Origin of the sequence: Kitasatospora phosalacinea (assembly GCF_000716545.1) — a bacterium.
GTDB classification, from domain to species: domain Bacteria; phylum Actinomycetota; class Actinomycetes; order Streptomycetales; family Streptomycetaceae; genus Kitasatospora; species Kitasatospora phosalacinea.
On record NZ_JNWZ01000036.1, the window covers coordinates 1 to 22142 of the forward strand.

The following is a 22142-nucleotide window of genomic DNA, read 5'->3' on the forward strand; positions in this document are numbered from 1 at the left end:
CACCTGCTGCGCCCCCCGCTGCCCCCCGGCGCCACGGCCCCCGCCGGACCCGTCCCCACCACCGACGACTGCCCCGCCAGCCTCCCCGACCACGACGTCCAGTGCCCGCTGCACGGCGCCGCCGGCTGCCAGCCCCCGCCGCCCGCCACCGCCGTCGCCCTGCACGCCGCGTTCTGCGCCGACCCCGCTGCCCCCCTCGACACCGACACCGTGCACGCCCTCGCCGCCGTCCTCGGCGCCCAACTCCACAGCGCCGACCGGGCCGTGGGCGAACGCGGGCCCGGCACCGTGATCGAGGGCACCCTGCGCGCCGTCGTCGCCCGACTCGCCGACGCACCCGTCCGCCACCGCCGCGTCCTGGCCCGCCTCGCCGCCGAGTACGCCCACGCCGCGGGCAGCCTCCGCCTGCACGGCGGACGGCCCGCCACCGCGATGGCCTGCTTCGACCGCGCCCTCGGCTGGGCCGCCCTCGCCGACGACCCCACCACCCAGGCCGCCGCCCTCAGTGACATGGCCGTCCTCGGCCTCCTCGACGACGACCCCGCCTCCGCCGGCGACTACGCCCGCGAGATCCGCCGCGCCGCGCCCGGCCGCCACTGGGCCGACGCCCTCGCCACCCTCGGCGAAGCCCGCGCCACCGCCCTCGCCGGCGACGTCCGCGCCACCGTCCGCCACATCGGCCGCGCCCGCCAGTACCTCGACCGCCCCGAGGACCTCCCCGACGCCGAGGTCCACGTCCCCTGGCTGGCCCCCGCCGCGCTCCGCCTCCGCGTCGAATCCGGTTCCTCCGCCGCCCTGCGCGACCTGGCCGCCGCCACCGCCGACCCCCGCCTCGCCCAACGCGCCCTGACCGCCGCCACCGCCGCCCTCGACCTCCTCGACGACGGCCGGCTCCCCGTCGCCCGCGCCATGCTCACCGTCCGCATCGCCGATTGCCACCTCTGCGCCGACGACCCGCACACCGCCATCGCCGCCCTCACCCCCGTCCTCGCCACCGACGGCGCCCCGCTCCCGGCCCTCGTCCGCCACGAACTGCGCGGTCTGCGTGGGCGGTTGGCGGCGGGTGCGGGCCGGTGGGGGGCGGGTGCGGCGGAGGCGGCGGTGCGGTTGGGTGCGGTGGTGTGAGGGTGTGAGGGTGTGAGGGTGTGCGGCGGGTGGGGTGGCGGGGATGAGGGGGATCCGCCACGAACTGCGCGGTCTGCGTGGGCGGTTGGCGGCGGGTGCGGGTGCGGGTGCGGGTGCGGGGCGGTGGGGTGCGGGCTGGTGGGAATTCGGGTGCGCCGGGCCGGGGGCGGGGCGCAGACTCGTGGGGTGGAACTCGATCAGGACGCGGTGGTGGAGGCCTTCGGGCTGGGGCGGTCGGTGGGGCCGTGGCGGGCGCTCGACAACGGGGGTGCGCCGACCGACGGGCGAGTGCTGGAGACCTCGCGGGGGCGCTGGACGGTACGGACGGGCCGGCTGCTGAGCGACTGGCACCGCGAGCAGGCCCACCGGGTGCACCGCCTGCAACGGGCCGCGCTGGCGGCGGGCGTCGCGATGCCGCGCCCCGTCGACCCGCCCGCCCCCGCCCTCGGCTACTGGCACCACCCCGGCGGCGACACCCTGGTCAAAGTGAGCGGATGGCTGGACGGGCACGACCTGCGCCGCCCCGGAACGGACCTCGCCGAGGCCGTCGACTGGACGGGCCGCACCCTGGCCCGGATCGCCGTGCTGGACACCGGCGGCGAGCAGCCGCCTTCGCCGCACCCCGTGGCGGAGTGGCGGGAGTGGGTGTCCGAGGCCGAGGCGGGCGGCCTCCCGGTGGCCGGCCCGGCCCGCGCACTGCTCCCGGCCGTCGCCGACGCCGTCGCCCTGGTCGAGGACGCGGCGCACGGCGCCCCCGCGGCCGTCCTGGTGCACGGCGACACCTCGCGGGCCAACGTGCTGCGCACGCCCGACGGGTACGCGCTGATCGACTGGGAGAGCGTCCAGCCGGAGGTGCCCTGGTGGGAGGCGGTGAGCGTGGCCTTCCGGTTCGCCACCCCCTTCAACGGGCCCGCCGTCGGCGCCGACCCCCGGGTGGTCCGCCCGCTGCTCGCCGCCTACCTGGACGCGGGCGGCCCGGGCGGCCCGGCCGACGCCTCGGCCTTCGCGGGCCTGCTGCGCAGCCAGCTGGCCACCGCCGCCTGGTGCCTGTGGCTGGCCCTGGGCCACCGTGCCGCGGACGCCGAGCAGCGGGCCTTCGGGCTGCGGATCGTCACCGACACCGCCCGCGAACTGCCGGTCGTACTGCGCGGGTTGGAGGGCTGGGCGGCGCTGCTGCGGTGACCGGGCCCCGCTCCCGCGGACCGCGTCGGGCGCCTGTCGCCGCCGACGGCGGGTGTGGGAGCATCCCGGCCATGTCTCTGACGACCTGGAGCCACGACGGCGACCTGTACTGCGCCCTGTTCACCGAGACGGGCGTGGCCAGCGGTCGGGTCCGGCACTTCGAACTCAGCGAGGCCCGCCTGGTCCCGAGCGGGACCCCGGCCGTGCCGGACTCGCCGGCGCCGGGGCCGACGGCCGTGGCGGTCGTCGCCCAGGAGCTGGCGGAGGGCCCGCCGACGGCCTTCTTCAGCGACGGGCACACCGTGCCGTTCGCCGTGCTGCAGCACTTCGTGACGATGGTCGCGGCGCGGCTGGAGGGCGCCGGAGGGTAGCCGGGCATCGTCATTACCCTCCCTTGGGGAAGGACATATGATCGCCTGGTCGAGTCGGCCCCGACCCGGGTCGGCTGACGATCCGTACGCCCGTCCGGGCCGGGCCGGGCCCGGACGGGGAGACACCCGACGACGGGGGAGTGGCCATGGCGGCAGGACGGGACGACGACCTCGGCGGGCCGGAGATCACCGACGACGAACTGCTCGACGTCGCGGACAACCCGGCGCAGGCCGCCGAACTGCACCGCGCCCTGCGGACGTTGGCGAAGAACGACAAGGTCGGCCCGGAGCTCCAGCAGATGGCCCGGGAGGTGCTCAGCGGGCGGATCGGCATGCGGGACGTGATCGAGTCCGACCGGTACCTGTCGGCGATCGGCGCCCGCCTGGGCGAGATGCGCACCGCCGCGGAGAACCTCTCGCCCGAGGAGCGCGAGGCCTCCGACAAGCGGGCCGTCAAGCTGCGGGAGCAGTACGAGGCCGAGCACGGCCCGATCGAGGACGACGACGAACGGGACCACCCGGGCGGCGACCACCGCTGACCCTCCTCCGCCGCCGCCTCCTCCGTCCCCGGCTACCTCGCCATCGCCGACCGGATCAAGGACACGTGCATCTCCGGCGGTGAGAACGTCCACCCCGCCGAGGTCGAGGAAGCCCTGCCCGGCGTCGCCGAGTGCGCCGTCGTCCACGGCGTCCCCGATGCCAAGTCGGGCGGCCCCGGTCGGAGCGGCCCGGCTGTGGGCGGTCGGTATTCGGGCGACACCCGGCTGACGTGCTGTTAGGGTCCCCGCCATGGCAGTGCTCAGACAATTCCAGGTCACCTTCGACTGCGCCGACCCCGCCCGCGTCGCCCGCTTCTGGTGCGAGGTGCTCGGCTACGAGTCCAACCCTCCCAAGGGCTTCGACAGTTGGGAGGAGTACGAGGCCACGCTCCCGCCCGAGGAGCGCGGCTCGTGGTCCGCCTGCACCGACCCCACGGGTGTCGGCCCCCGCCTCTACTTCCAGCGCGTTCCCGAGGGCAAGACCGTCAAGAACCGCGTCCACCTCGACGTCCGGGTCGGCACCGGCCTGCTCGGCGAGGAGCGCCTCGCGGCCCTCGAGGCCGAGTGCGCCCGGCTGCTGCCGCTCGGCGCCGTCCGGGTCCGGCTGCTGTACGACGGCGGCGACGACTCGTGCATCGTCATGCAGGACGTCGAGGGCAACGAGTTCTGCCTCGACTGACGCCGGCTCGGCGCCGCTCCGCCGCCAGGTCGATCATCCGACGGGCCGCGGTCGGCGGACGGGCCGGAGGCGCGGGAGGCCGCGGCGCGGACCGTCGCCGCGCTGCACCCGTCCGGCGCCTCCGCCCGGGTGGCCGACGGCATCGAAGGGCTGCTCCCGCACCCGGTCCCCGACCCCTCCGGGCCGGGGGCCGGACCCGCGTCGTGCCCGCCGGACTCGACCTGGTCCGGAGGCGGTTGGGCCGGGCCCGGCCCTGAGCGGGCCGGGCGGGGCGGCGCCGGGGGCGGGGTCAGAGCGCCGGGACCAGGCGCGGGGTGCGGTCCTCGACGGCCTGGGCGGCGTCCAGGACGAGGTCCTCCTCGAAGCGGCCGCCGATCAGCTGGACGCTCATCGGCAGGCCGTCGACCAGCGCGGAGGGGACGGTGGCGGCCGGGAAGCCCAGGATCGGAACGGCCGCCATCGGCCACTGCGCGGCGATCAGGGCGGCGGCGCGCTCGGGGGAGGCGATGTCCGCGTCCTGCTCGAACGGCGGCTCGGCGCTCACCGGGGTGAGCAGCAGCCGTTCGCGGCCCAGGAGTTGCTGCAGCTCGCCGATCAGCGCGGCGCGCCGCGACCAGCCGTGGACGTAGGTGGCGAGGGAGGGTGCCTCGCCCCACTCGGCGGCCGCGGCGGCGAAGGAGTACGTCAGCGAGGTCCGGATGCCCGCGTCGCCGATCCGCTCGACCGTCGGTACGGTCGGGCGGAAGTCCTCGTAGATCAGCAGCGACCAGAGCCGGGCCGCCTCGGCCAGCAGCGGCAGGCCGTCGACCTCCTCCACCCGGTACCCGGCCTCGGCGAGCTTGCGCACCGCCTCGTCGATCGCCCGTTCCACCGCCGGGTGGTTGGGCACGGTGCCGATCGAGCGCACCACGGTGACGGCCGGCGGGGCGTCCGGCGCCGGGCGCCGGGGCAGCGCGGGCACGCCGACCGGGTCGCGCAGGTCGGGGGTGGTCATCACGCGCAGCGCGAGCCGGGCGTCCGCGACGGTCCGGGCGAGCGGGCCCTCCACCGCGCAGGACTGCACCGTCAGCGGCATCACCAGCTGCTGCCGACCCGCCGGGGTGTCGACGTACACCGGCTCGGCCCAGTTGGAGACCAGGCCCACCGTCGGACGGATGCCCACCACGCCGCAGCACGCGGCCGGGTAGCGGATCGAGCCGCCGATGTCGTTGCCCTGCGCGAGCGGCGTCATCCCGGTGGCCAGGCTCGCCGCCGCCCCGCCGCTGGACCCGCCGGGCGTGCGGTCCGGCGCCCACGGGTTGAGGGTGCGTCCGTGCAGGTCGTTGGTGCTGAACCAGCGGTAGGAGAACGCTGGCGCGTTGCTGCGCCCGAGGAACACCGCGCCGGCCCCGCGCAGCGCCGCCACGCAGGAGGCGTCCTCGGCGGCCTCGGTGCCGGCCAGGGCGGCCACGCCGTGCGAGGAGGCGAAGCCGCGCTGGTCGGTGTTGATCTTCGTGGAGACGGGGACGCCGTGCAGCGGCCCCAGCTCCTCGCCGGCGGCCCTGCGGCGGTCGGCCTCCCGGGCGGCGGCCAGGCTCTCCTCCGGGCGGAGGTCGGCCAGCGCGTTGACGGTCGGGTTGACGGCCTCGACGCGGTCCAGGCAGGACCGCACGAGTTCGGTGGAGGAGAGGGAGCCGTCGCGGATCGCGGCGGCGGCCTCGACGGCCGTGAGCTGCCACGGTCGGGTGGGCAGGGAGTGGTTGTCCATGAACGCCTCTGTGGGGGCGCGCGCTCCGGCGGAACGCGCGGAGGGGGCGGGGGGAGTGCTGACGCACGAGATGCGACGACGTTATGCAACGCTGTTTGATGAAGTCAAGATGCAGGGCTGCCCGCGCGGTTCCCCGCGTCCCCGGCGCGCGTCCCCGGCGTGCCCCCCGGTGCGCGGCCCCCGGGTCACGCTCCGCCGGTGAGGAGGCGGACCGCCGCGCGCGCGGCGTTCGTGCCGCGGGCGGGGGGCCAGTCGGCGGGGTCCTCCAGCGTGGAGAGCCAGTAGCCGCGAAAGAGCAGGTGGAGCAGGTCCGCGGCGGCGGGGTCGGTGACGCCGGCGTCGGCGAGCAGCGGGCCCAGGGCGGCGCGGTGGTCGCGGGCGAGTTCGGCGGCCAGGGCGGTGGCGTCGGACTCGCCGCCCTCGCTGACGATCTCGGCGAGCAGCCGCCGCATCACCTCGTCGTCGCGTTCGGTGGTGCACATCCACTCGGCGAGGGCCAGCAGGCGCTCGGTGCCGGTGCGTCCGGCGAGCAGGGTCCCGGTCTCGTGGGACCAGTGGCGTTCCGCGTGGCGCAGCGCGTTGGCGATCAGCGCGGAGCGGGTGGGCAGGTAGTTGGTGATCACCGCGGTGGAGCCGCCCAGCTCCTGTGCCACGGCGCGGATGGTGACGGCCCGGACGCCGCGCTCGCGGGCGACCTGGATGGTGGCGTCGGCGATCCGGGCCAGTCGGTCTTCCTGGTCGACCTCGATCGGCATCTGCGTACTCCTCCGAAAAGTGTTGACCGGTTGGCGGGCAGGTGCAATCTTGTCATACAACAACGTTGCACAACGCTGTTGCATGACGCTGCCGACCGGAACCCCCGCCGCGCGTCCGCCCGTTGCGCACCTCCCCGCCGCGCCCTCCAGGCTGGAGCGACACCACCGTGCCATCCCCCGAAACCCCGCAGCTCGCCATCGAACGGGTCGTCCCCGCGCCCGTCCCCCCGCAGGCCCGCCAGCACCGCGTCCGGGTCCGCGACGGAGTCCGCCTCGCCACCGACGTCTACCTGCCGGACGGCGGCGCCGCGCCGCCGCGCCCCACCGTGCTGATCCGGCTCCCGTACGACAAGAACAGCCGCTACGTGTTCACCGACGAGATCGCCGCCCGCCTCACCGCCCGCGGCTACGCCGTCGCCGTGCAGGACGTGCGCGGCAAGTTCCGCTCCGAGGGCGCCACGCTGCCCTTCGTGCACGAGTCCGCCGACGGGTACGACACCATCGAGTGGATCACCCGGCAGAGCTGGTCGAACGGCCGGGTGGGCATGTTCGGCGACTCCTACTACGGCTTCACCCAGTGGGCCGCCGTCGCCGCCGAGCACCCCGCACTGCGCGCCGTCGTGCCGCGGGTCACCGCCGCCGACTTCAACGCGGTGCTCCGTCGCGGCGGGCGCGAACTGCCGCCCCCGCCCTGGCGGGAGGGCGTCGCCTACTTCGCCCACCACTGGGTGGGCCGGGACACCTACGAGTACCGGGCCGACCCGGCCGCGCGACCGGCCATCGCGCCGTACGAGCAGGCGTTCCGGCAGATCGGCGACCGCTCGGCCTGGTTCACCCTGCTCGCCCCGCACCGAATCGACCTGTGCACCCAGTTCGGGCGGCACCCGTTCGACGCCCGGCCGGTGCCGGTGCTGCACTGCGTCGGCTGGTACGACAACATCGTCCGCGCCCACCTCGCCGACTACCTGGAACTCGCCGCCCGCCCCGAGTGGAACGCCGTGCAGTACCTGTGGGCCGGCGCCGTCGACCACGAGAACTACCCGCTGGCCCTGGCCCCGATCGCCCCCGGCGACGACCACGCCCAGGACGCCGGCGCCCTGCGGCGGATGCTCGACGGCTACCTCGGCCCGGCCCTCGACTTCCTGGACGTGTTCCTGGCGGGCAGCCGGAAGGCGGACGAACTGCCCAAGGTCACCTGGGAGTTGGGCCACGCCGGCTGGCGCACCGCCGACTCCTGGCCGCCGCCCGGCACCCGCCGGCTCACCCTGCACCTGGCCGCCGCCGACCGCGCCGCCGGCCCGCTGCCCGGCGGCGCGCTCACCGCCGAGCCACCGGGGCCGGGGGAGGAGCGGCACGCCGCGTGGGCGCACGACCCGGACGCGCCCGTCCCGTCCCTGGTCGACAACTCCTTCGCCTACCTGCACACCCACCCCGACCTGGCCCCCCTCGCCGGGCGCCCCGACGTGCTGGCGTTCACCGGCGAGGTGCTGGAGCGGCCGCTGGACCTGGCCGGGCCGGTCGAGGCCGAGCTGGACGTGGACGGCGAAGCCCCCGTCTTCGACGTGTTCGCCAAACTCGCCGACCTCGCGCCCGACGGCACCGCCCGGCTGATCGTCCGCGGTCAGGTGCAGGCCACCGCCGGCGGCACCGTGCACCTCGACCTCGCGCACACCGGCTACCGGGTGCGCGCCGGACACCGGCTGCTGCTGCTGGTCACCGCCTCCGACTTCCCGCTGTTCCTGCCCGCCACCGGCACCGGTGACAACCCGTGGACCGCCACCGGGGCCCGCCCCGCCGTCCAGCACCTGCGCACCGGCGGCGCGCACCCCTCCCGGCTCACCCTCACCGTCCTGCCCGCCTCCGCCCGCTGACGCCCGCTGACACCCACCGGCCCCCACCGACACCCCCTCAGGAGCACCCCCTCATGCACGCTCCCCGCAGACCCGCCGCGACCCGCAGACCCGCCGCCCCGGCGGTGGCAGCGGCCGCCGCTGCGCTCCTCGTGCTGAGCGCCTGCGGCTCGTCCGCCGCCCCCGGCAGCGGAAAGCCCGCCGAACTCACCGAGTTCACCCCCGCCGCCACCGGGCAGCTCGACCGCGTCACCTGGAACCTGCCCACCGGCGAACCGCTCAGCCTCGACCCGGCCAGGGTCGGCGACTACTCGCCCAGCACCGTCGTCTCCAACCTGTGCGACCCGCTGCTGCGCCTGCACGCCGACTACACCTACGGCCCCGGCCTGGCCACCGCGTGGACCTGGACCGACCCCACCACCCTGGTGCTCGACCTGCGCGAGGACGTCAAGTTCTGGGACGGCAACCCGATGACCTCCGCCGACGCGGTCGCCAGCCTGGAACGCCAGCAGGACCCGGCCACCCGCAGCGCCAACGCCGACGCGCTGCGCAACGTCACCGCGATCGAGGCGGACGGCCCGCACCGGGTCACCGTCCGGTTCAAGCAGCCCGACCAGCTGTTCGTGAAGGCGCTCACCAACGGCTTCGGCGCCGTCAGCGAGGCGAGCTACCTGGCGAAGGCCGGTGCCGACTACGGCACCCCCGGCGGCGGGCTGATGTGCACCGGCCCGTACCGGCTGGGGGAGTGGAGGGCCGGCGAGTCCATCGGCATCACCCGGGCCGGCACCTACTGGGACACCGCGCTGCAACCCAAGGTCAAGGAGCTGACCTTTCGCTTCATCACCGACGGCTCCACCCTCACCGGCGCCCTGCTCTCCGGCGAGGTCGACGGCTCCTACGAGATCAACACCGCCACCGCCCGCGCCCTCGCGCACTCCTCCGCCGGCACCCTCTACCGCGGCGCCTCCGCGCAGACCGTCTTCCTCACCCCCACCGGCCCCGACTCCCCGCTCGCCGACCCCCGGACGATCCGGGCCCTGCAACTCGTCCTCGACCGCGACGCGCTGATCCGCAACGTGTACGACGGCGCCGCCCGGAAGCTCAAGACCTTCGTCCCCGCGCTGGTCTGGCAGCACGACCCCGCCGCCGCCACCTACACCGCCGGCTACGACGCGCTGCCGCCCGCCCCCGCCGTCGACCTCGACCGGGCCCGCGAGATCCTGGCCGGCGCCCCGGGCGGCCGGACCGACATCACCGTCGCCGTCGCCGCCGGCGACCAGCAGTCCCTGCAGACCCTCACCTTCCTCCAGGACGCCGCCCGCAAGATCGGCCTGAACGTCCGGATCAAGCAGCTCCAACCCGCCGAACTCTCCGGCCTGTTCTACGACCCGGCGCTGCGCCGGGGCCTGGACGCCGTCATCGTGCTCGGCTACGTCGAACTGCCCGACCCCTCCTCGTACGTCCAGCAGATGACCGACCCCGGCTCGCCGTTCAACTGGGCCGGCTACCGCGACGACACCGTCACCGCCGCCCTCGGCGAAGCCCGCGCCGCCACCGACCCCGCCCGGGCCGCCGACGCCTTCAACCGCGCCCAGGCCGCCTTCGTCGAGGACCTGCCGATCGTTCCGATCGCCGCCCCCGACGAGCGGATGTTCCTCAACAGGCGGATCAGCGGCGCCCCCGCCACCTTCGCCTACGTCAACATGCCCTGGGCCGCGTACCTCGGCGGCACCCGGTGACGGCGCACTACCTCCTGCGCCGGGCGCTCGGACTGCTCGCCACCCTGCTGGCCGCGAGCCTCGCCATCTACGGCGGGCTCTTCCTCGCCCCCGGCGACCCCGCCACCCTGCTGGTCGGCGGCGGCAAACCCCCCAACCCCGCGCTCCTCGCCGAGATCCACCGCCAGTACCACCTCGACGACCCCTTCCTCACCCGGTACTGGCACTGGCTGACCGGCATGCTGCACGGCGACGCCGGCACCTCGCTCGCCCACCACGACAGCGTCGCCCACCTGATCGGCAGCCGGATCGGCACCACCGCCCTGCTGATCGCCTACGCGAGCACGCTCATCCTGCTGGTCGGCACCGCCCTCGGCACCCTGGCCGGACTGCGCGGCGGCCGCACCGCCACCGCCGTCACCGCCGCCACCGGCACCCTGATGGCCGTCCCCACCTTCGTCTCCGCCGTCCTGCTGATCTGGCTGTTCGCCGTCCGGCTCGGCTGGCTGCCCGCCTACGGCACCGGCGACGGGCTCGCCGACCGACTGCGCCACCTCACCCTGCCCGCCCTCGCGCTCGCCGCCTCCTGGCTCGCCTACGTCGCCCAGGTCACCCGCTCCGCCGTGCACACCGAACAGGGCTCCGAACACGTCCAGACCGCCCGCGGCCGGGGCATCCCCGAACGCCTGGTGATCCGCCGCCACGTGCTGCGCAACGCCTCCGGGCCGATCCTCTCGGTGGCCGGCGTCTCCGTCGCCGGACTGATCGCCGGCAGCTCCGTCATCGAGCAGACCTTCGGCCTCAACGGCGTCGGCGCCCTGCTCGTGCAGAGCGCCGCCCGCCAGGACCTCGCCGTCGTCCAGGCCCTCGCCCTGCTCACCGTCACCGCCTTCGCCCTGGTCAACACCGCCGTCGACGTGGCCACCGCCGCGCTCGACCACCGCACCCCGATCGGAGGCGCCCGCCCATGACCACGCTCCGCCTCGCCGCCGCCGTCCGCGGACCCGGCCGGACCGGGCCGCGCGGACGGCCGGTGCCGCTGCTCGCCGGAGCGGTCGTCGCCCTGGTCGTGCTCGCCGCCGCCCTCGCCCCGCTGATCGCCCCCCACGACCCGAACGCCGTCGACCCGCTCGCCGTCTCCCTGCCCCCCGGCGCCGCGCACTGGCTCGGCACCGACGACACCGGCCGCGACATCGCCTCCCGGCTGCTGTACGGCGCCCGGCCCAGCCTGCTCGCCCCGCTCGCCGTCACCCTCGCCGCCGGGACGATCGGCACCGCGCTCGCCGTCAGCGCCGCCTGGCTCGGCGGCTGGTGGGACCGCCTGGTCACCGCCGCCCTCGACCTGGTCTTCGGCTTCCCCGGACTCGTCCTCGCCGTCGTCGGCGCCGCCCTGTTCGGCGCCGGACTGCCCGTCGCCGTCGCCACCCTGACGATCGCCTACCTGCCCTACGTCGCCCGGGTGGTGCGCGGCAGCGCCCTGCGCGAACGCCACCTGCCCTACGTCGCCGCGCTGCGGATGCTCGGCCTCGGCGGCGCCCGCGCCTGCCTGCGCCACCTGCTGCCCAACCTCGCCCCGCTCGTCCTCGTCCAGACCGCGACCGCCTTCGGCTACACCCTGCTCGACACCGCCGCGTTCTCCTTCATCGGACTCGGCGCCCAACCCCCCACCGCCGAATGGGGACTGATGGTCGCCCAGGGCGCCCCCGGCCTCCTGGCCGGCCGCCCCGAACAGGCCCTCGCCGCCGGCGGCGCCATCGTGCTGTTCACCGTCGCCTGCGGACTGCTCGGCACCGCCCTGTCCCAACGCCTCGCCGGAGACCGGACATGATCCCGCTGCTCGAATTCGACGCCCTGCGCGTCACCCTGCCCGGCCCGCGCGGCACCCGGCGCACCGTCATCCACCGCGTCGACCTCGCCCTCGCCCCCGGCAGCGCCGTCGGACTGGTCGGCGAGTCCGGCTCCGGCAAGTCGCTCACCGCCCGCAGCGTCCTCGGCCTGCTCCCGCCCGGCGCCCGGGTCGACGGCGACGTCCGCTTCGACGGCGCCTCCGTCCCCGCCATGCGCCCGCCCGAACTGCGCGCCCTGCGCCGCGGCGGCGCCGCCATGGTCTTCCAGGACCCGCGCGCCCACATCAACCCGCTGCGCACCGTCGGCGACTTCCTCACCGAGGCCCTGGTCTCCGTCCGCGGCCTCACCCGGGCCGCCGCCGACGCCCGCGCCACCGCCCTGCTCGACGAGGTCCACGTCGCCGACGCCGCCCGCCGACTGCGCCAGCGCCCCGCCGAACTCTCCGGCGGACTGCTGCAACGCGTCATGATCGCCGCCGCGCTCGCCGCCGAACCCCGCCTGCTGCTCGCCGACGAACCCACCACCGCGCTCGACGTCACCACCCAGGCCGAAGTCATGGCCGTCATCGACGAAGCCCGCCGACGCCACGGCCTCACCCTGCTGTTCATCACCCACGACCTCGCCCTGGCCGCCGCCGTCTGCGACCGTGCCGCCGTCCTGTACGCCGGTACCCTGGCCGAGGAACTCCCCGCCCACCGCCTCGCCACCGGCGCCACCCACCCCTACACCCGCGCCCTGCTCGCCGCCCGCCCCGACCCCACCGTTCCCGGCGCGAAGCTCCGCGCCATCGAGGGCCGTCCGCTCCCCGCCGACGAGGCCGGCCCCGGCTGCCCGTTCGCCCCGCGCTGCGCCCGCGCCACCGGGACGTGCCGCACCGAACGCCCCGAACCCCGGCCGAGCGGCGACGGCCGGGCCGCCTGCCACCACCCCGTCCCTCTCGAGGGGAGCGCCCCGTGAAACCCCTGCTCGAAGTCGAACAGCTGGTCAAGCACTACGGCGCCCACACCGCCGTCGACGGCGTCGACCTGCGCCTGATGCCCGGCCAGGCCCTCGCCGTGGTCGGCGAGTCCGGCTCCGGCAAGACCACCACCGCCCGCCTGGTCACCGGCCTGGAGACCTCCGACGCCGGACGGATCACCCTCGGCGGCGCCCCGCCGCCCGGCCCCCGCGCCCGCCGCGCCGAACGCCTCGCCCACGCCCGCCGCGTCCAACTGGTCTTCCAGGACCCGTACACCTCGCTCGACCCCCGGCAGAAGATCGGCGACGCCGTCGCCGAAGTCCTCGCCCTGCACGGCCCGCTGCGCGGCGCCGCCCTCGAAGCCCGCCGCGACGAACTGCTCACCCGGGTCGGCCTGGACGCCCGGCAGGCCGGCTCCCGCCCCCGCGCCCTCTCCGGCGGCCAGCGCCAACGCGCCGCCATCGCCCGGGCGCTGGCCGTCGAACCCGACCTGCTGGTGCTGGACGAGGCGGTCGCCGCGCTCGACGTCTCGGTGCAGGCCCAGATCGTCGACCTGCTGGCCCGGATCCGCGAACAGCGCCCGATCGCCTACCTGTTCATCACCCACGACCTGGGCATCGTCCCGTTCCTGTGCGAGGACGTGGTGGTGATGCGCGGCGGCCGGATCGTCGAGTCGGGCCGCTCCCGGGACGTGCTCACCGCCCCGCGCGACCCGTACACCCGCGCCCTGGTCGACTCCGTCCCCCGCCCCGGCTGGAAGCCCGCCCGACAGCCCGCCCGACAGCCCGCCCGACAGCCCGAACGAAAGGCCGTGACCCCGTGACCCCCGCCCTCGACTTCGCCTTCGAGATCCGCGCCCACCTCGCCCCCGCCCTGCACGTCGGCCACGGCGACGGCGAGACGCTGGAGTTCACCCCCATCACCGGCGGCACCGTCACCGGCCCCCGGCTCACCGGCACCGTGCTGCCCGGCGGCGGCGACTGGAGCAGCACCCGTGGCGCCGTCTGCCAACTCGACGCCCGCTACCTGCTGCGCGCCGAGGACGGCGCCGTCATCGACATCGTCAACCGCGGGTACTACCGGCTCGGCCCCGACTGCCCCGAGCAGCACGAGGACGACGGCCTGCGGGTCAGCGAGGTGGGCGTCTACTACCGCACCGCGCCCGTCTTCCGCACCGACGCCCCCGCCCACCGCTGGCTGGCCGAGACGGTCTTCGTCGGCCTGGCCCGCCCCGAGGACGAGGAGCGGACCGTGGCGATCCGGATGTACGCGCTGCGCTGACGCCGCCGCGGCCCGGGAAATAATTCGCACGACCGTGCCGAAATCCCGGGTAGGCTCGGCGGCATGACGGACACCCAGGAAGTGGACATCCGGGCGCTCGACGCGCGCGCCCTGAAGGCCGCGCGCTCCTACGTCGACCGGGTCGACGCCGCCGCGCTCGACCGGCCGACCCCCTGCGGGGCGTGGACGCTCGGACGACTGCTCGCGCACATGACCGGGCAGAACCACGGCTTCGCGGCCGCCGCCCGCGGCGGCGGCCGCGAACTCGCCGAGTGGGCGGACCGCCCACTCGGCGCGGACCCGGCGGGGGCGTTCGCCGCCTCGGCGGCCGAGGTGGCCGCGGCCTTCGCCGAGGAGGGCGTGCCGGAACGCGGGTTCTGGCTCCCCGAGATCCGCGACGGCGGCCCGTTCCCGGCCCGGCAGGCGATCGGCTTCCACTTCCTGGACTACCTCGTCCACGGCTGGGACGTCGCCGTCTCGATCGGCCTCCGCCCCGCCTTCGACGCCGACCTGGTGGCCGCCGCCCTCCCGATCGCCGCCCTCGTCCCTGCCGGGCCCGCCCGCGACCAGCCCGGTGCTGCCTTCGGCCCCGTCCTGGGGGCCGCGGCCGGTGACGACGGAGCCGACCCGTTCGACCGGGTGCTCAGGCTGCTCGGCCGCGATCCGAACTGGGCGCCGCCCCGGGCCGGTTGACCGGTCGGCCCTTCCTGGCCGGCCCCTCCCGGGCGGCCTCGGTGAACAACCGGGGCGTCACGGCAGCCAGCGCACCGCGGTGGCCCGGCGGAGGTGGACCAGGACGTCGAAGGCGGCGGCCAGGGAGGCCACGGCCAGGTGCTCGACGGCGTCGCGCTCCGGGGTGTAGACGCCGCTGACCACGCGGGCCTTCGCCGGTCCGTCCCACCGGCGGCGGACCTCCTCCTCGCGCAGGTCCAGCCAGCGGGCGGCCGGGGCCCCCGCGCCGAGCCTCGCGTCGACCAGGTCCGCAGCCGGGTCCGGGACGGTGAACACCCCGAGGTCGCCGTGGTGGAAGCCGATCGCCGCCGAGACGTACCGCGCGCCGTAGCGCTCGCGCAGCGCACTGCCCACGGTGGCCCGCGCGCCGCGTTCGGGCGCCAGGCCCAGCACCGCCTCGGCCGCCGAGGTGTGCCCGATGCCGTCCCAGTAGACGACGCGCAGGCCGGTCCGCCGCCGGAAGTCCGCGACCGCCCCGGCCCACGCCTCCGCCTCGCCCGCGTAGTCGCCGCGCCCGGCGACGCTGTGCTCGTGGAACTCCACGATCAGCCGCATCCGCTCGGCCGCGCCGCCGGGCAGGTCCGCGCCGGGCAGTGGTGCGACCAGCGCGAGCGCGTCCCGGGCGTGCTCGGCGAACGGGCGCCCCGGATGGATGCCACGCGCGCGCTGCACGTGCTCCGCCGTCTCGTGGGCGGTGCGGACCGGCTCCAGGTGGGCCGCCACCCGCGCGAGCAGCTCCGGGGCCGCCGCGCGCACGTGCGCCAGGACGGCGTCGTAGTCGGCGGGCCCCGCCTGGGCCGGCCGCACGCCGAAGATCCGCACCGGACCGCCCGGGTGGTCCAGGTTGAACGCCCGCACCCAATCCAGGACCGCCGCCATCTCGGCGGTGCGCCACGGCTTCCAGGCACCGGCCAGCGCGGACGCGGCCGACCCGCCGCCGCCGTTCGCGTACGCGTCGAGGGCGGCGGCAGTGACCGCGTCGTCCTGGACGGCCAGCGCCCGGAAGCCGTGCTCCCGCACCAGCCGGCGGAACAGCTGGTCCCGGACCTCGAAGGTCTCCCGGGAGAAGCGGGTGGACTCCCCGATGCCCACCACCTCCGCTCCGGCGGCCAGCCGCCCGGCGATCTCGTCGAGTGCGGCGTCCGGGAGCGGAAGGCCGGCGGCGGGGTGACGGGGGGTCAGGCCGTCGGCCGGGCGCGCGGGTCGGGCGGTGGCTGCGGTGGCCGCAGTGGCTGCGGTGGTGTTCGGCATGCCGCCCAGTCTCGTTCTTCAAGTCGACTTGAAGTCAAGCGCGAGCTGCCGCCTTCGCCTCCGCCGCCTTCGCCCCGGCGTGGGCCGCGCGGGCCGCCAGCACCTCGGGGACGCATGACTCGGCCCAGCGGGCCAGCGCCCAGACCTTCCGGGCGGCCTCCTCGCCGAGCGGGGTCAGCGTGTAGTCGACGCGCGGCGGGATGACGGCGTGCGCCTCGCGGTGCACCAGGCCGTCCTGCTCCAGGGTCTGCAGGGTCTGGGCCAGCATCTTCTCGCTCACCCCGCCCACCGTGCGGCGCAGCTCGCTGAACCGGTGGGTGCCGTCCAGCAGGACGGTCAGCACCAGCACCGCCCAGCGGCTGGTGACGTGTTCGAGGATGCCCCGGGAGGGGCAGCTCGCCGAGTTGACGTCCGGCTGCGGGCCGCCGGTCAGCTCCTGCACTCTGCGGTTCATGGAAGTAGCTTACCCGAAAGTGGGTACTTCCGATTCGTTAGTGACTTTCCTACGGTGGGTGGGACAGCCGTCGCACCCACCGTCGCACCACCCCAGGAGTTGCATCCCCATGAGCATCGTCGTCACCGGCGCCACCGGACAGCTCGGCCGCCTCGTCATCGACGAGCTGCTGGCCCGTGTCCCGGCCGCCGAGGTCGTCGCCGCCGTCCGTGACGAGCGGAAGGCCGCCGACCTGGCCGCCCGCGGCGTCGAACTGCGGCTCGCCGACTACGACCGGCCCGAGACGCTGGCCCCGGCGATCCGGCCCGGCGACACCGTGCTGCTGGTCTCCGGCAGCGAGGTCGGCCGCCGGGTCGCCCAGCACGCCGCCGTGGTCGCGGCCGCGAAGGCCGCCGGGGCCGCCCGCCTGGTCTACACCGGGGTGCTCGGCGGCCCGGCCGCCGACTTCCGGCTCGCCGACGAGCACAAGGCCACCGAGCGGCTGATCCTCGACTCCGGCCTGCCGTACACCTTCCTGCGCAACGGCTGGTACACCGAGAACTACACCGCCCTGATCCCGGTCCAGCTGGAGCACGGCGTGGCCGGCAGCACCGCGGGCGGCCGGATCGGCTCCGCGACCCGCGCCGACTACGCCGCCGCGGCCGCCGCCGTGCTGACCGGCGAGGGTCACGAGAACCGCGCCTACGAACTCAGCGGGGACGAGGCCTGGACGCTGGAGGAGTACGCCGCCGAACTCTCCCGGCAGAGCGGCCGGACGGTCGCCCACCACGAACTGCCCGCCGAGGCCAACCTCGGGATGCTCACCGGCGCGGGCCTGCCGCCGCAGCTCGCCGAGATCCTGGTGGACGTGGACGTCTCCGCCATCGCCCGCGGCCTGCTGGCCGGCGGCAGCGGCGAACTGGCCCGGCTGATCGGCCGCCCGACCACGCCGCTGGCCGACACCGTCGCGCAGGCGCTCGCCGCGCGCTGAACCCGGTCGCGCGCGGACGCCCGGACTACTCGGCGGTCCGGGCGTCCGCGCGCTCCCGGGCGGTGCCGTCCGCCGCGTCCAGGCCCGCGAGCAGGCGCAGCCCGTCCTCGGAGGGGCTGCCGGGGGGCGCGGTGAGCACCAGCAGTTCGGCGCCCGATCCGTCCGGCAGCGCGAAGTTCTCCTGGTGCAGTTCGAGCAGCCCGACCAGCGGGTGGCGGTACGCCTTGTGCCCGTGGGTGCGGGCGCGGACGTCCGCGCGGGCCCACAGGCGGCGGAAGCGCTCGCTGCCCATCGCCAACTCGCCGATCAGCGACGTCAGTCGGGGGTCGTCGGGGTACTTCCCGGCGGCCAGCCGCAGGTGGCCGACCACGTCCAGGGTGCAGGTCTCCCAGCCCGCGTAGAGGCCGTGCTCGCCCTCCTCCAGGAAGAGGTGCCGGGCGATGTTCAGGCCCGTGGCGTCCGGCCGGCCGTAGAGGAGCCCGGCGAGGCGGTTCCCGGCCAGCACGTCCAGCCGGTGGCCCATGATCAGGGCGGGCGCGTCGGCGACCAGGTCCAGCATGCGCAGCAGCTCCGGACGCACCCGCCCGCTCGGGGTCCTCGTCCGCAGCCGGGGCTGCCGGGCCAGCCGGTGCAGGTGGTCCCGCTCGGTCCGGTCCAGGCCCAGCACCCGGGCCAGCGCGTCCAGCACCTGCTCGGAGGGCTGGGTGGCGCGGCCCTGCTCCAGGCGCACGTAGTAGTCCACGCTCACCCCGGACAGGTGCGCGACCTCCTCGCGCCGCAGCCCCGCGACCCGCCGCCGGCTGTCGACGGGGATGCCGGCGGTCGCCGGATCGACCCGGGAGCGCCGGGTCCGCAGGAAACCCGCGAGATCGTCCATGCGCCCCAGTATCTCCCGCCGGCGCCCCGCCGAGGGTGGCCCCGTCAGTACCAGGAAGTCCGGTCCTACGGAAGCCGGGCCCCTGAACGCCGGACGCGCCGACGGCCAGGATCGGGAGCACCGCAGGCCGCCGCCGGCCGCGGGCCACCGAACCGGAGGAGATCCCCGATGAAGACCCTGATCGTCCACGCCCACCCCGAGCCCGAGTCGCTCAACGGCTCGCTCAAGGACCGGGCGGTGTCCGTCCTGGAGGCCGCCGGGCACCAGGTGCGGGTGAGCGACCTGTACGCGATGGGCTGGAAGGCCACCGCCGACGCCGCCGACTACGGCCCGCACGCCTCCAGCCCGCTGAACGTCGTCCGCGACTCCGGCCGGGCCTTCGACGCCGGGGAGCTCACCGCCGACGTCCGCGCCGAGCAGGAGAAGCTGCTCTGGGCCGACACCGTCATCCTCCAGTTCCCGCTGTGGTGGTACACCATGCCCGCGATCCTCAAGGGCTGGGTGGACCGGGTGTTCACCTACAACTTCGCGTACGGCGTCGGCGAGCACAGCGACACCAAGTACGGCGAGCGCTTCGGCGAAGGCACCCTCGCCGGCCGGCGCGCCCTGCTCTCGGTCACCACCGGCGGCCCCGCCTCGCACTACGCCGCCCGCGGCATCAACGGCCCCATCGACGACCTGCTCTTCCCCATCCAGCACGGCATCCTCTACTACCCGGGCCTGGAGGTGCTGCCGCCCTTCGTCGTCCACGGCGCCGACCGCCTCACCGAGGAGCAGTACCGGGCCGCCACCGAAGCCTGGGAGCGGCGCCTGCTCACGCTGGAGACCACCGAACCGATCCCGTTCCGCCGGCAGAACTTCGGCGACTACGAGATCCCCGCCCTGCACCTCAAGGACGGCCTCGAACCGGCCGGCCGCACCGGCTTCGGCCTGCACGTGCGGCACTGAGCGCGGCGCGTGCGGCGCGGGGCGCGGCGGCGGTCCGGCCCGGGCCGCCGCGCGGCGGATAGCATCGGCGGATGACCGAGTTCCGCATCGTGGCGGCCACCCCGCTGGACCCCGGCGAGGCCTGGCGGCGCGTCACCGACTGGCCCCGCCACGCGGTGCCGCTGACCGCCGTGCGCTCCGACGGGCGCACCGTGACGGCCCGCACCGGCGCCGGCCGGTACGGCTTCGACGACGTGATGGACGTCGTCCGCTGGGAACCCCCGACCGCCGACCGCCCCGGCACCTGCCGGCTCGTCAAACGCGGCCCCCTGATCACCGGGTGGGCCGAGATCGAAGTCCGCCCGCACCCCGCCGGCGCCGTCGTCCGCTGGCGCGAGGACCTGCGGATCGCCCCGCTGCCCGCCCTCCTCGACCGCCCCACCGCCTGGTGCGGACGCCTCCTCTTCCGCCGCGCCCTGCACGCCATGCTGCGCTGAACCGGACAGCGGGACAGCGGGACAGCGGGACAGCGGGACAGCGGGACAGCGGGGAGCGGGGGAGGGGCGGGCCGGCGGCGGGTCAGCGGCGGTCGAGGCGGGGGAAGACGAACTCGTCCAGCAGCAGCCCGAGGGCGACCGCGGCCGGGACGGCGACCAGCGCGCCGACGATGCCCAGCAGGGCGCCGCCGATCAGGACCGCCACGATGGTCACGAAGGGGTGGACGTCGACGGCGAACTTCATCGCCCGCGGCATGATCAGGTAGTCCTCCAGCAGCCGGAAGCCGATGTAGAAGCCGGCCGTGGCGAGGGCGACGGGCCAGGAGACGGCGAGGGCGACCAGGCTGACGACGACGCCGCCGATGGTGGAACCGACGATCGGCACCAGGTCCATCAGCGCCACGAAGACGCCGAGGGCGGCGGCGTACGGCACGCCGACCGCGGCGCACCACACGGCGGTGGCGACGCCGGCGATCGCCGAGGTCACCAGGTTGCCGAGCATGTAGCGCCCCGTGCGGGTGAGGATCTCCTCGGTCAGCTCGCGGGCCCGGTCGCGCCGGCTGCCCTTCACGAAGCGGTAGCAGAACTCCTTGATGTCGGGCATCCCCGCCATCAGGTACAGGGTCACCGTGACGACGACCGTCAACGAGGTGACGGTGTCCAGCAGCAGGCGCCCGGCCCCCAGGACGCCGCCCATCAGGCCGGCCCCGCCGTTGCCGCCGAGGGCGTTCTTGGCCTGTTCGGCCAGGTGGAAGCGGTCCTCGATCCGGCCGAGGGCCGAGTGGTGGTCGTGCACCTGCTCCAGCCAGAGCGGCACCCCGCGGGCCAGCACACCGGCCTCCCGGCTCACCGGGGGGACGACCAGCAGCAGGAAGCCCGCGACGAGCAGCAGGAAGACGCCGAGCACCACGGCCACCGCCCAGCCGCGCCGCAGCCGGCGCCGGCACAGCGCGGCCACGACCGGCTCCATGCTCACCGCGAGGAAGGCGGAGAGCAGCAGCAGCGTCAGGAACTCCTCCAGGCGCAGCAGTTGGCGGAAGAGGAACCAGCCGGTCAGCGCGCCGAGCGCCAGGCGCAGGCCCAGCGAGAAGCCGGGCAGGCGGGCCAGGAGCGAGCGGCGCCCGCGCTCCGCGGCCGGCGGGGGATCGGCAGGCGGCGCGACCGGGGCCGCGTCAGGGGGGACGAACAGCCGCCGACGGATTCCGTCGGCGGCGCCGGTGGTGACGACGCGCAGTCCCGGTGGCATCTTCATCGCCGTGCTTCCGTTCCGTTCGCGGGCCTGTGGGGCACCGTCCGGTTGCCCCGTCGCGCCGCGTCGAAGCCCCCCGGTCCGGGAGCCGCGCGGTGGCGGCAGCGGGCGGGCCGTTCGGCCGTTCGGACCGTCCGGCCGTCCGACGGGAATGCTTCCGGCTCCGGGCGGGCACACGGCCGGACATGAACGAGCCCGTACCGCCGCACCCGGAACCGTCCGTGCCGCAGCAGTCGGCTCCGGCGGCCCCGCGCACCCCGTCCGCCCCGCCGACCCCCTCGGCGCCCCCGAGGCCGGCCGTCCCGCCGCCCGCCGCGCCGCCGCCCGCCGCGCCGCCGCCCGCCGTCCCGCGGTTCGCTCCGCCGGGCGGCCGTCGCCGGGCGTGGCGGTTCGGTGCGGCGGCGGCCGCGCTGCTGCTGGTCGGGGTCTGCGCGGTGACCCTGGCCGGCCGGAACGGGGAGGGCCCCGGGCCCGGGCCCGGCGCCGGGGACGGGCCGCGGGCGCTGCCCGGGAGCCCGCGGGCGCTGCTGCTGGACGGGGTGTCCGGCCGGGTCGAGATCGTCGGGTCCCACGACTCCACCGCCACCGCCGAGTACCTGCCCGAAGGGTCCGAGAGCCCCGGCCTGGTCCGGCTCGGCCCGGCCGGGAGCGACGGCGTCGTGCCCGTGCGGTGCGCCGTCGCCCCCGGCGGGCCGTACGAGCGGTGCGGGGGGCGGCTGCGGCTGACCGTTCCGGAGGACACCGCGCTGACGGTCCGCCAGGAGTCCGGGGAGATCGCGCTGTCCGGGCTGCGCGGCGACCTCGCGCTGTCCCTGGCCTCGATCCGCTGCACCGCCGTCGGCCTGCGCCCGGAGCACGCGACGGTGTCGGTCCGCTCCGGCAGCGCCGACCTGGGCTTCGCCGCCCCGCCCGGCGACCTGACCGTCGAGTCGGCGTCCGCCTCGGTGGCGCTGCGGCTGCCGGACGGGGGCGACGGCTACGACTTCGACTCGGACGCGGCCTCCGCCGACGTCCGGATCGCCCTGCCCTCGCGGCCGGACGCCGACCACCGGGTGCGGCTGCGCACCACCTCGGCCTCGCTGGCCGTGCTGCCCGCCGGCGGGTGAGCGGGCGGGCAGCACGGGCGGGGTCG

23 protein-coding genes are annotated in these 22142 nt (G+C 76.2%); 17 read left to right on the top strand and 6 right to left on the bottom strand.

What is annotated here, in order from left to right:
- The 5 genes from OO48_RS19105 to OO48_RS19125 form a co-directional block, all read left to right on the top strand.
- On the top strand, positions 1-1125 hold a 1125-nt coding region (locus OO48_RS19105; RefSeq protein WP_051732304.1), incomplete at its 5' end, for an NsdA family TPR-like regulatory protein.
- Between the two features lie 186 nt (positions 1126-1311).
- The gene (locus tag OO48_RS19110) at positions 1312-2307 is read left to right on the top strand and encodes a phosphotransferase (RefSeq protein ID WP_033217847.1); all 996 of its coding nucleotides are present in this window, start codon (positions 1312-1314) and stop codon (positions 2305-2307) included.
- Between the two features lie 71 nt (positions 2308-2378).
- Positions 2379-2678, top strand: coding sequence for a hypothetical protein (locus OO48_RS19115; RefSeq protein WP_033217849.1), 300 nt, complete (start codon positions 2379-2381; stop codon positions 2676-2678).
- A gap of 146 nt (positions 2679-2824) precedes the next feature.
- Positions 2825-3217 carry a hypothetical protein gene (locus OO48_RS19120; RefSeq protein WP_051732305.1) on the top strand — a complete coding sequence of 131 codons (393 nt, stop codon included), beginning with the start codon at positions 2825-2827 and terminating at the stop codon, positions 3215-3217.
- Positions 3218-3467: 250 nt separating this feature from the next.
- Positions 3468-3896: a VOC family protein gene (locus OO48_RS19125; protein WP_033217851.1), complete on the top strand. Its 429-nt coding sequence runs from the start codon at positions 3468-3470 to the stop codon at positions 3894-3896.
- Between the two features lie 289 nt (positions 3897-4185).
- Here OO48_RS19125 and OO48_RS19130 read toward each other — a convergent pair whose 3' ends face one another.
- On the bottom strand, positions 4186-5643 hold the full coding sequence (locus tag OO48_RS19130; protein ID WP_033217854.1) for an amidase: 1458 nt from the start codon (positions 5641-5643) through the stop codon (positions 4186-4188).
- A gap of 185 nt (positions 5644-5828) precedes the next feature.
- A complete protein-coding gene (locus OO48_RS19135) occupies positions 5829-6398 on the bottom strand; it encodes a TetR/AcrR family transcriptional regulator (protein WP_033217856.1) in 570 nt (189 codons plus the stop codon).
- Positions 6399-6565: 167 nt separating this feature from the next.
- Here OO48_RS19135 and OO48_RS19140 point away from each other — a divergent pair, with 167 nt between their 5' ends.
- From OO48_RS19140 to OO48_RS19175, 8 genes are all read left to right on the top strand, one after another.
- Positions 6566-8269, top strand: a complete 1704-nt coding sequence (locus OO48_RS19140) for a CocE/NonD family hydrolase (protein WP_245194714.1) — start codon at positions 6566-6568, stop codon at positions 8267-8269.
- A gap of 53 nt (positions 8270-8322) precedes the next feature.
- The gene (locus OO48_RS40715) at positions 8323-9987 is read left to right on the top strand and encodes an ABC transporter substrate-binding protein (protein WP_051732306.1); all 1665 of its coding nucleotides are present in this window, start codon (positions 8323-8325) and stop codon (positions 9985-9987) included.
- Entirely contained in the window at positions 9984-10937 is a 954-nt protein-coding gene (locus tag OO48_RS19150) for an ABC transporter permease (RefSeq protein ID WP_033217857.1), read from the top strand. Before OO48_RS40715 ends, OO48_RS19150 begins: the two co-directional genes overlap by 4 nt.
- Positions 10934-11794 (top strand): ABC transporter permease, encoded by an 861-nt coding sequence (locus tag OO48_RS19155; protein ID WP_033217859.1) that lies wholly within the window; start codon positions 10934-10936, stop codon positions 11792-11794. The genes OO48_RS19150 and OO48_RS19155 overlap by 4 nt, the downstream gene beginning before the upstream one ends.
- Positions 11791-12771, top strand: coding sequence for an ABC transporter ATP-binding protein (locus OO48_RS19160; protein ID WP_033217861.1), 981 nt, complete (start codon positions 11791-11793; stop codon positions 12769-12771). Before OO48_RS19155 ends, OO48_RS19160 begins: the two co-directional genes overlap by 4 nt.
- Positions 12768-13595: an ABC transporter ATP-binding protein gene (locus tag OO48_RS19165; RefSeq protein WP_033217863.1), complete on the top strand. Its 828-nt coding sequence runs from the start codon at positions 12768-12770 to the stop codon at positions 13593-13595. The genes OO48_RS19160 and OO48_RS19165 overlap by 4 nt, the downstream gene beginning before the upstream one ends.
- Complete coding sequence (locus OO48_RS19170; RefSeq protein WP_033217865.1) at positions 13592-14053, top strand: DUF3237 domain-containing protein; 462 nt, start codon at positions 13592-13594, stop codon at positions 14051-14053. The genes OO48_RS19165 and OO48_RS19170 overlap by 4 nt, the downstream gene beginning before the upstream one ends.
- Before the next feature lie 63 nt (positions 14054-14116).
- Entirely contained in the window at positions 14117-14746 is a 630-nt protein-coding gene (locus OO48_RS19175) for a TIGR03086 family metal-binding protein (protein WP_033217867.1), read from the top strand.
- A gap of 57 nt (positions 14747-14803) precedes the next feature.
- On the opposite strand, the gene OO48_RS19180 is transcribed toward OO48_RS19175, so the two are convergent.
- On the bottom strand, positions 14804-16036 hold the full coding sequence (locus tag OO48_RS19180) for an erythromycin esterase family protein (protein ID WP_051732307.1): 1233 nt from the start codon (positions 16034-16036) through the stop codon (positions 14804-14806).
- Between the two features lie 34 nt (positions 16037-16070).
- Positions 16071-16490 carry a winged helix-turn-helix transcriptional regulator gene (locus tag OO48_RS19185; protein WP_033217869.1) on the bottom strand — a complete coding sequence of 140 codons (420 nt, stop codon included), beginning with the start codon at positions 16488-16490 and terminating at the stop codon, positions 16071-16073.
- Between the two features lie 109 nt (positions 16491-16599).
- Between OO48_RS19185 and OO48_RS19190 the strand changes: the two genes are divergently transcribed.
- Positions 16600-17460, top strand: a complete 861-nt coding sequence (locus OO48_RS19190; protein WP_033217871.1) for an NAD(P)H-binding protein — start codon at positions 16600-16602, stop codon at positions 17458-17460.
- A 25-nt stretch (positions 17461-17485) separates the two neighbouring features.
- Here OO48_RS19190 and OO48_RS19195 read toward each other — a convergent pair whose 3' ends face one another.
- Complete coding sequence (locus OO48_RS19195) at positions 17486-18337, bottom strand: helix-turn-helix transcriptional regulator (RefSeq protein WP_033217873.1); 852 nt, start codon at positions 18335-18337, stop codon at positions 17486-17488.
- Positions 18338-18505: 168 nt separating this feature from the next.
- On the opposite strand from OO48_RS19195, the gene OO48_RS19200 reads away from it, so the two are divergent.
- Together OO48_RS19200 and OO48_RS19205 are read left to right on the top strand one after the other, a co-directional pair.
- Positions 18506-19285, top strand: a complete 780-nt coding sequence (locus OO48_RS19200) for an NAD(P)H-dependent oxidoreductase (RefSeq protein WP_033217875.1) — start codon at positions 18506-18508, stop codon at positions 19283-19285.
- A gap of 71 nt (positions 19286-19356) precedes the next feature.
- Positions 19357-19761 (top strand): SRPBCC family protein, encoded by a 405-nt coding sequence (locus tag OO48_RS19205; RefSeq protein ID WP_033217877.1) that lies wholly within the window; start codon positions 19357-19359, stop codon positions 19759-19761.
- Between the two features lie 82 nt (positions 19762-19843).
- Here the strand turns inward: OO48_RS19205 and OO48_RS19210 are convergent, their stop codons facing one another.
- Positions 19844-21013 carry an AI-2E family transporter gene (locus OO48_RS19210; protein WP_245194715.1) on the bottom strand — a complete coding sequence of 390 codons (1170 nt, stop codon included), beginning with the start codon at positions 21011-21013 and terminating at the stop codon, positions 19844-19846.
- Between the two features lie 182 nt (positions 21014-21195).
- Between OO48_RS19210 and OO48_RS19215 the strand changes: the two genes are divergently transcribed.
- On the top strand, positions 21196-22116 hold the full coding sequence (locus OO48_RS19215; protein WP_033217879.1) for a DUF4097 family beta strand repeat-containing protein: 921 nt from the start codon (positions 21196-21198) through the stop codon (positions 22114-22116).
- Positions 22117-22142: the final 26 nt, after the last annotated feature.

Coding starts and splice junctions, on each gene's coding strand:
- OO48_RS40715 (WP_051732306.1), top strand. CDS start 8,323: ATGCACGCTCCCCGCAGACCCGCCGCGACCCGCAGACCCGCCGCCCCG.
- OO48_RS19215 (WP_033217879.1), top strand. CDS start 21,196: ATGAACGAGCCCGTACCGCCGCACCCGGAACCGTCCGTGCCGCAGCAG.
- OO48_RS19210 (WP_245194715.1), bottom strand. CDS start 21,013: ATGAAGATGCCACCGGGACTGCGCGTCGTCACCACCGGCGCCGCCGAC.
- OO48_RS19205 (WP_033217877.1), top strand. CDS start 19,357: ATGACCGAGTTCCGCATCGTGGCGGCCACCCCGCTGGACCCCGGCGAG.
- OO48_RS19185 (WP_033217869.1), bottom strand. CDS start 16,490: ATGAACCGCAGAGTGCAGGAGCTGACCGGCGGCCCGCAGCCGGACGTC.
- OO48_RS19195 (WP_033217873.1), bottom strand. CDS start 18,337: ATGGACGATCTCGCGGGTTTCCTGCGGACCCGGCGCTCCCGGGTCGAT.
- OO48_RS19125 (WP_033217851.1), top strand. CDS start 3,468: ATGGCAGTGCTCAGACAATTCCAGGTCACCTTCGACTGCGCCGACCCC.
- OO48_RS19115 (WP_033217849.1), top strand. CDS start 2,379: ATGTCTCTGACGACCTGGAGCCACGACGGCGACCTGTACTGCGCCCTG.
- OO48_RS19160 (WP_033217861.1), top strand. CDS start 11,791: ATGATCCCGCTGCTCGAATTCGACGCCCTGCGCGTCACCCTGCCCGGC.
- OO48_RS19200 (WP_033217875.1), top strand. CDS start 18,506: ATGAAGACCCTGATCGTCCACGCCCACCCCGAGCCCGAGTCGCTCAAC.
- OO48_RS19175 (WP_033217867.1), top strand. CDS start 14,117: ATGACGGACACCCAGGAAGTGGACATCCGGGCGCTCGACGCGCGCGCC.
- OO48_RS19190 (WP_033217871.1), top strand. CDS start 16,600: ATGAGCATCGTCGTCACCGGCGCCACCGGACAGCTCGGCCGCCTCGTC.
- OO48_RS19155 (WP_033217859.1), top strand. CDS start 10,934: ATGACCACGCTCCGCCTCGCCGCCGCCGTCCGCGGACCCGGCCGGACC.
- OO48_RS19180 (WP_051732307.1), bottom strand. CDS start 16,036: ATGCCGAACACCACCGCAGCCACTGCGGCCACCGCAGCCACCGCCCGA.
- OO48_RS19130 (WP_033217854.1), bottom strand. CDS start 5,643: ATGGACAACCACTCCCTGCCCACCCGACCGTGGCAGCTCACGGCCGTC.
- OO48_RS19120 (WP_051732305.1), top strand. CDS start 2,825: ATGGCGGCAGGACGGGACGACGACCTCGGCGGGCCGGAGATCACCGAC.
- OO48_RS19135 (WP_033217856.1), bottom strand. CDS start 6,398: ATGCCGATCGAGGTCGACCAGGAAGACCGACTGGCCCGGATCGCCGAC.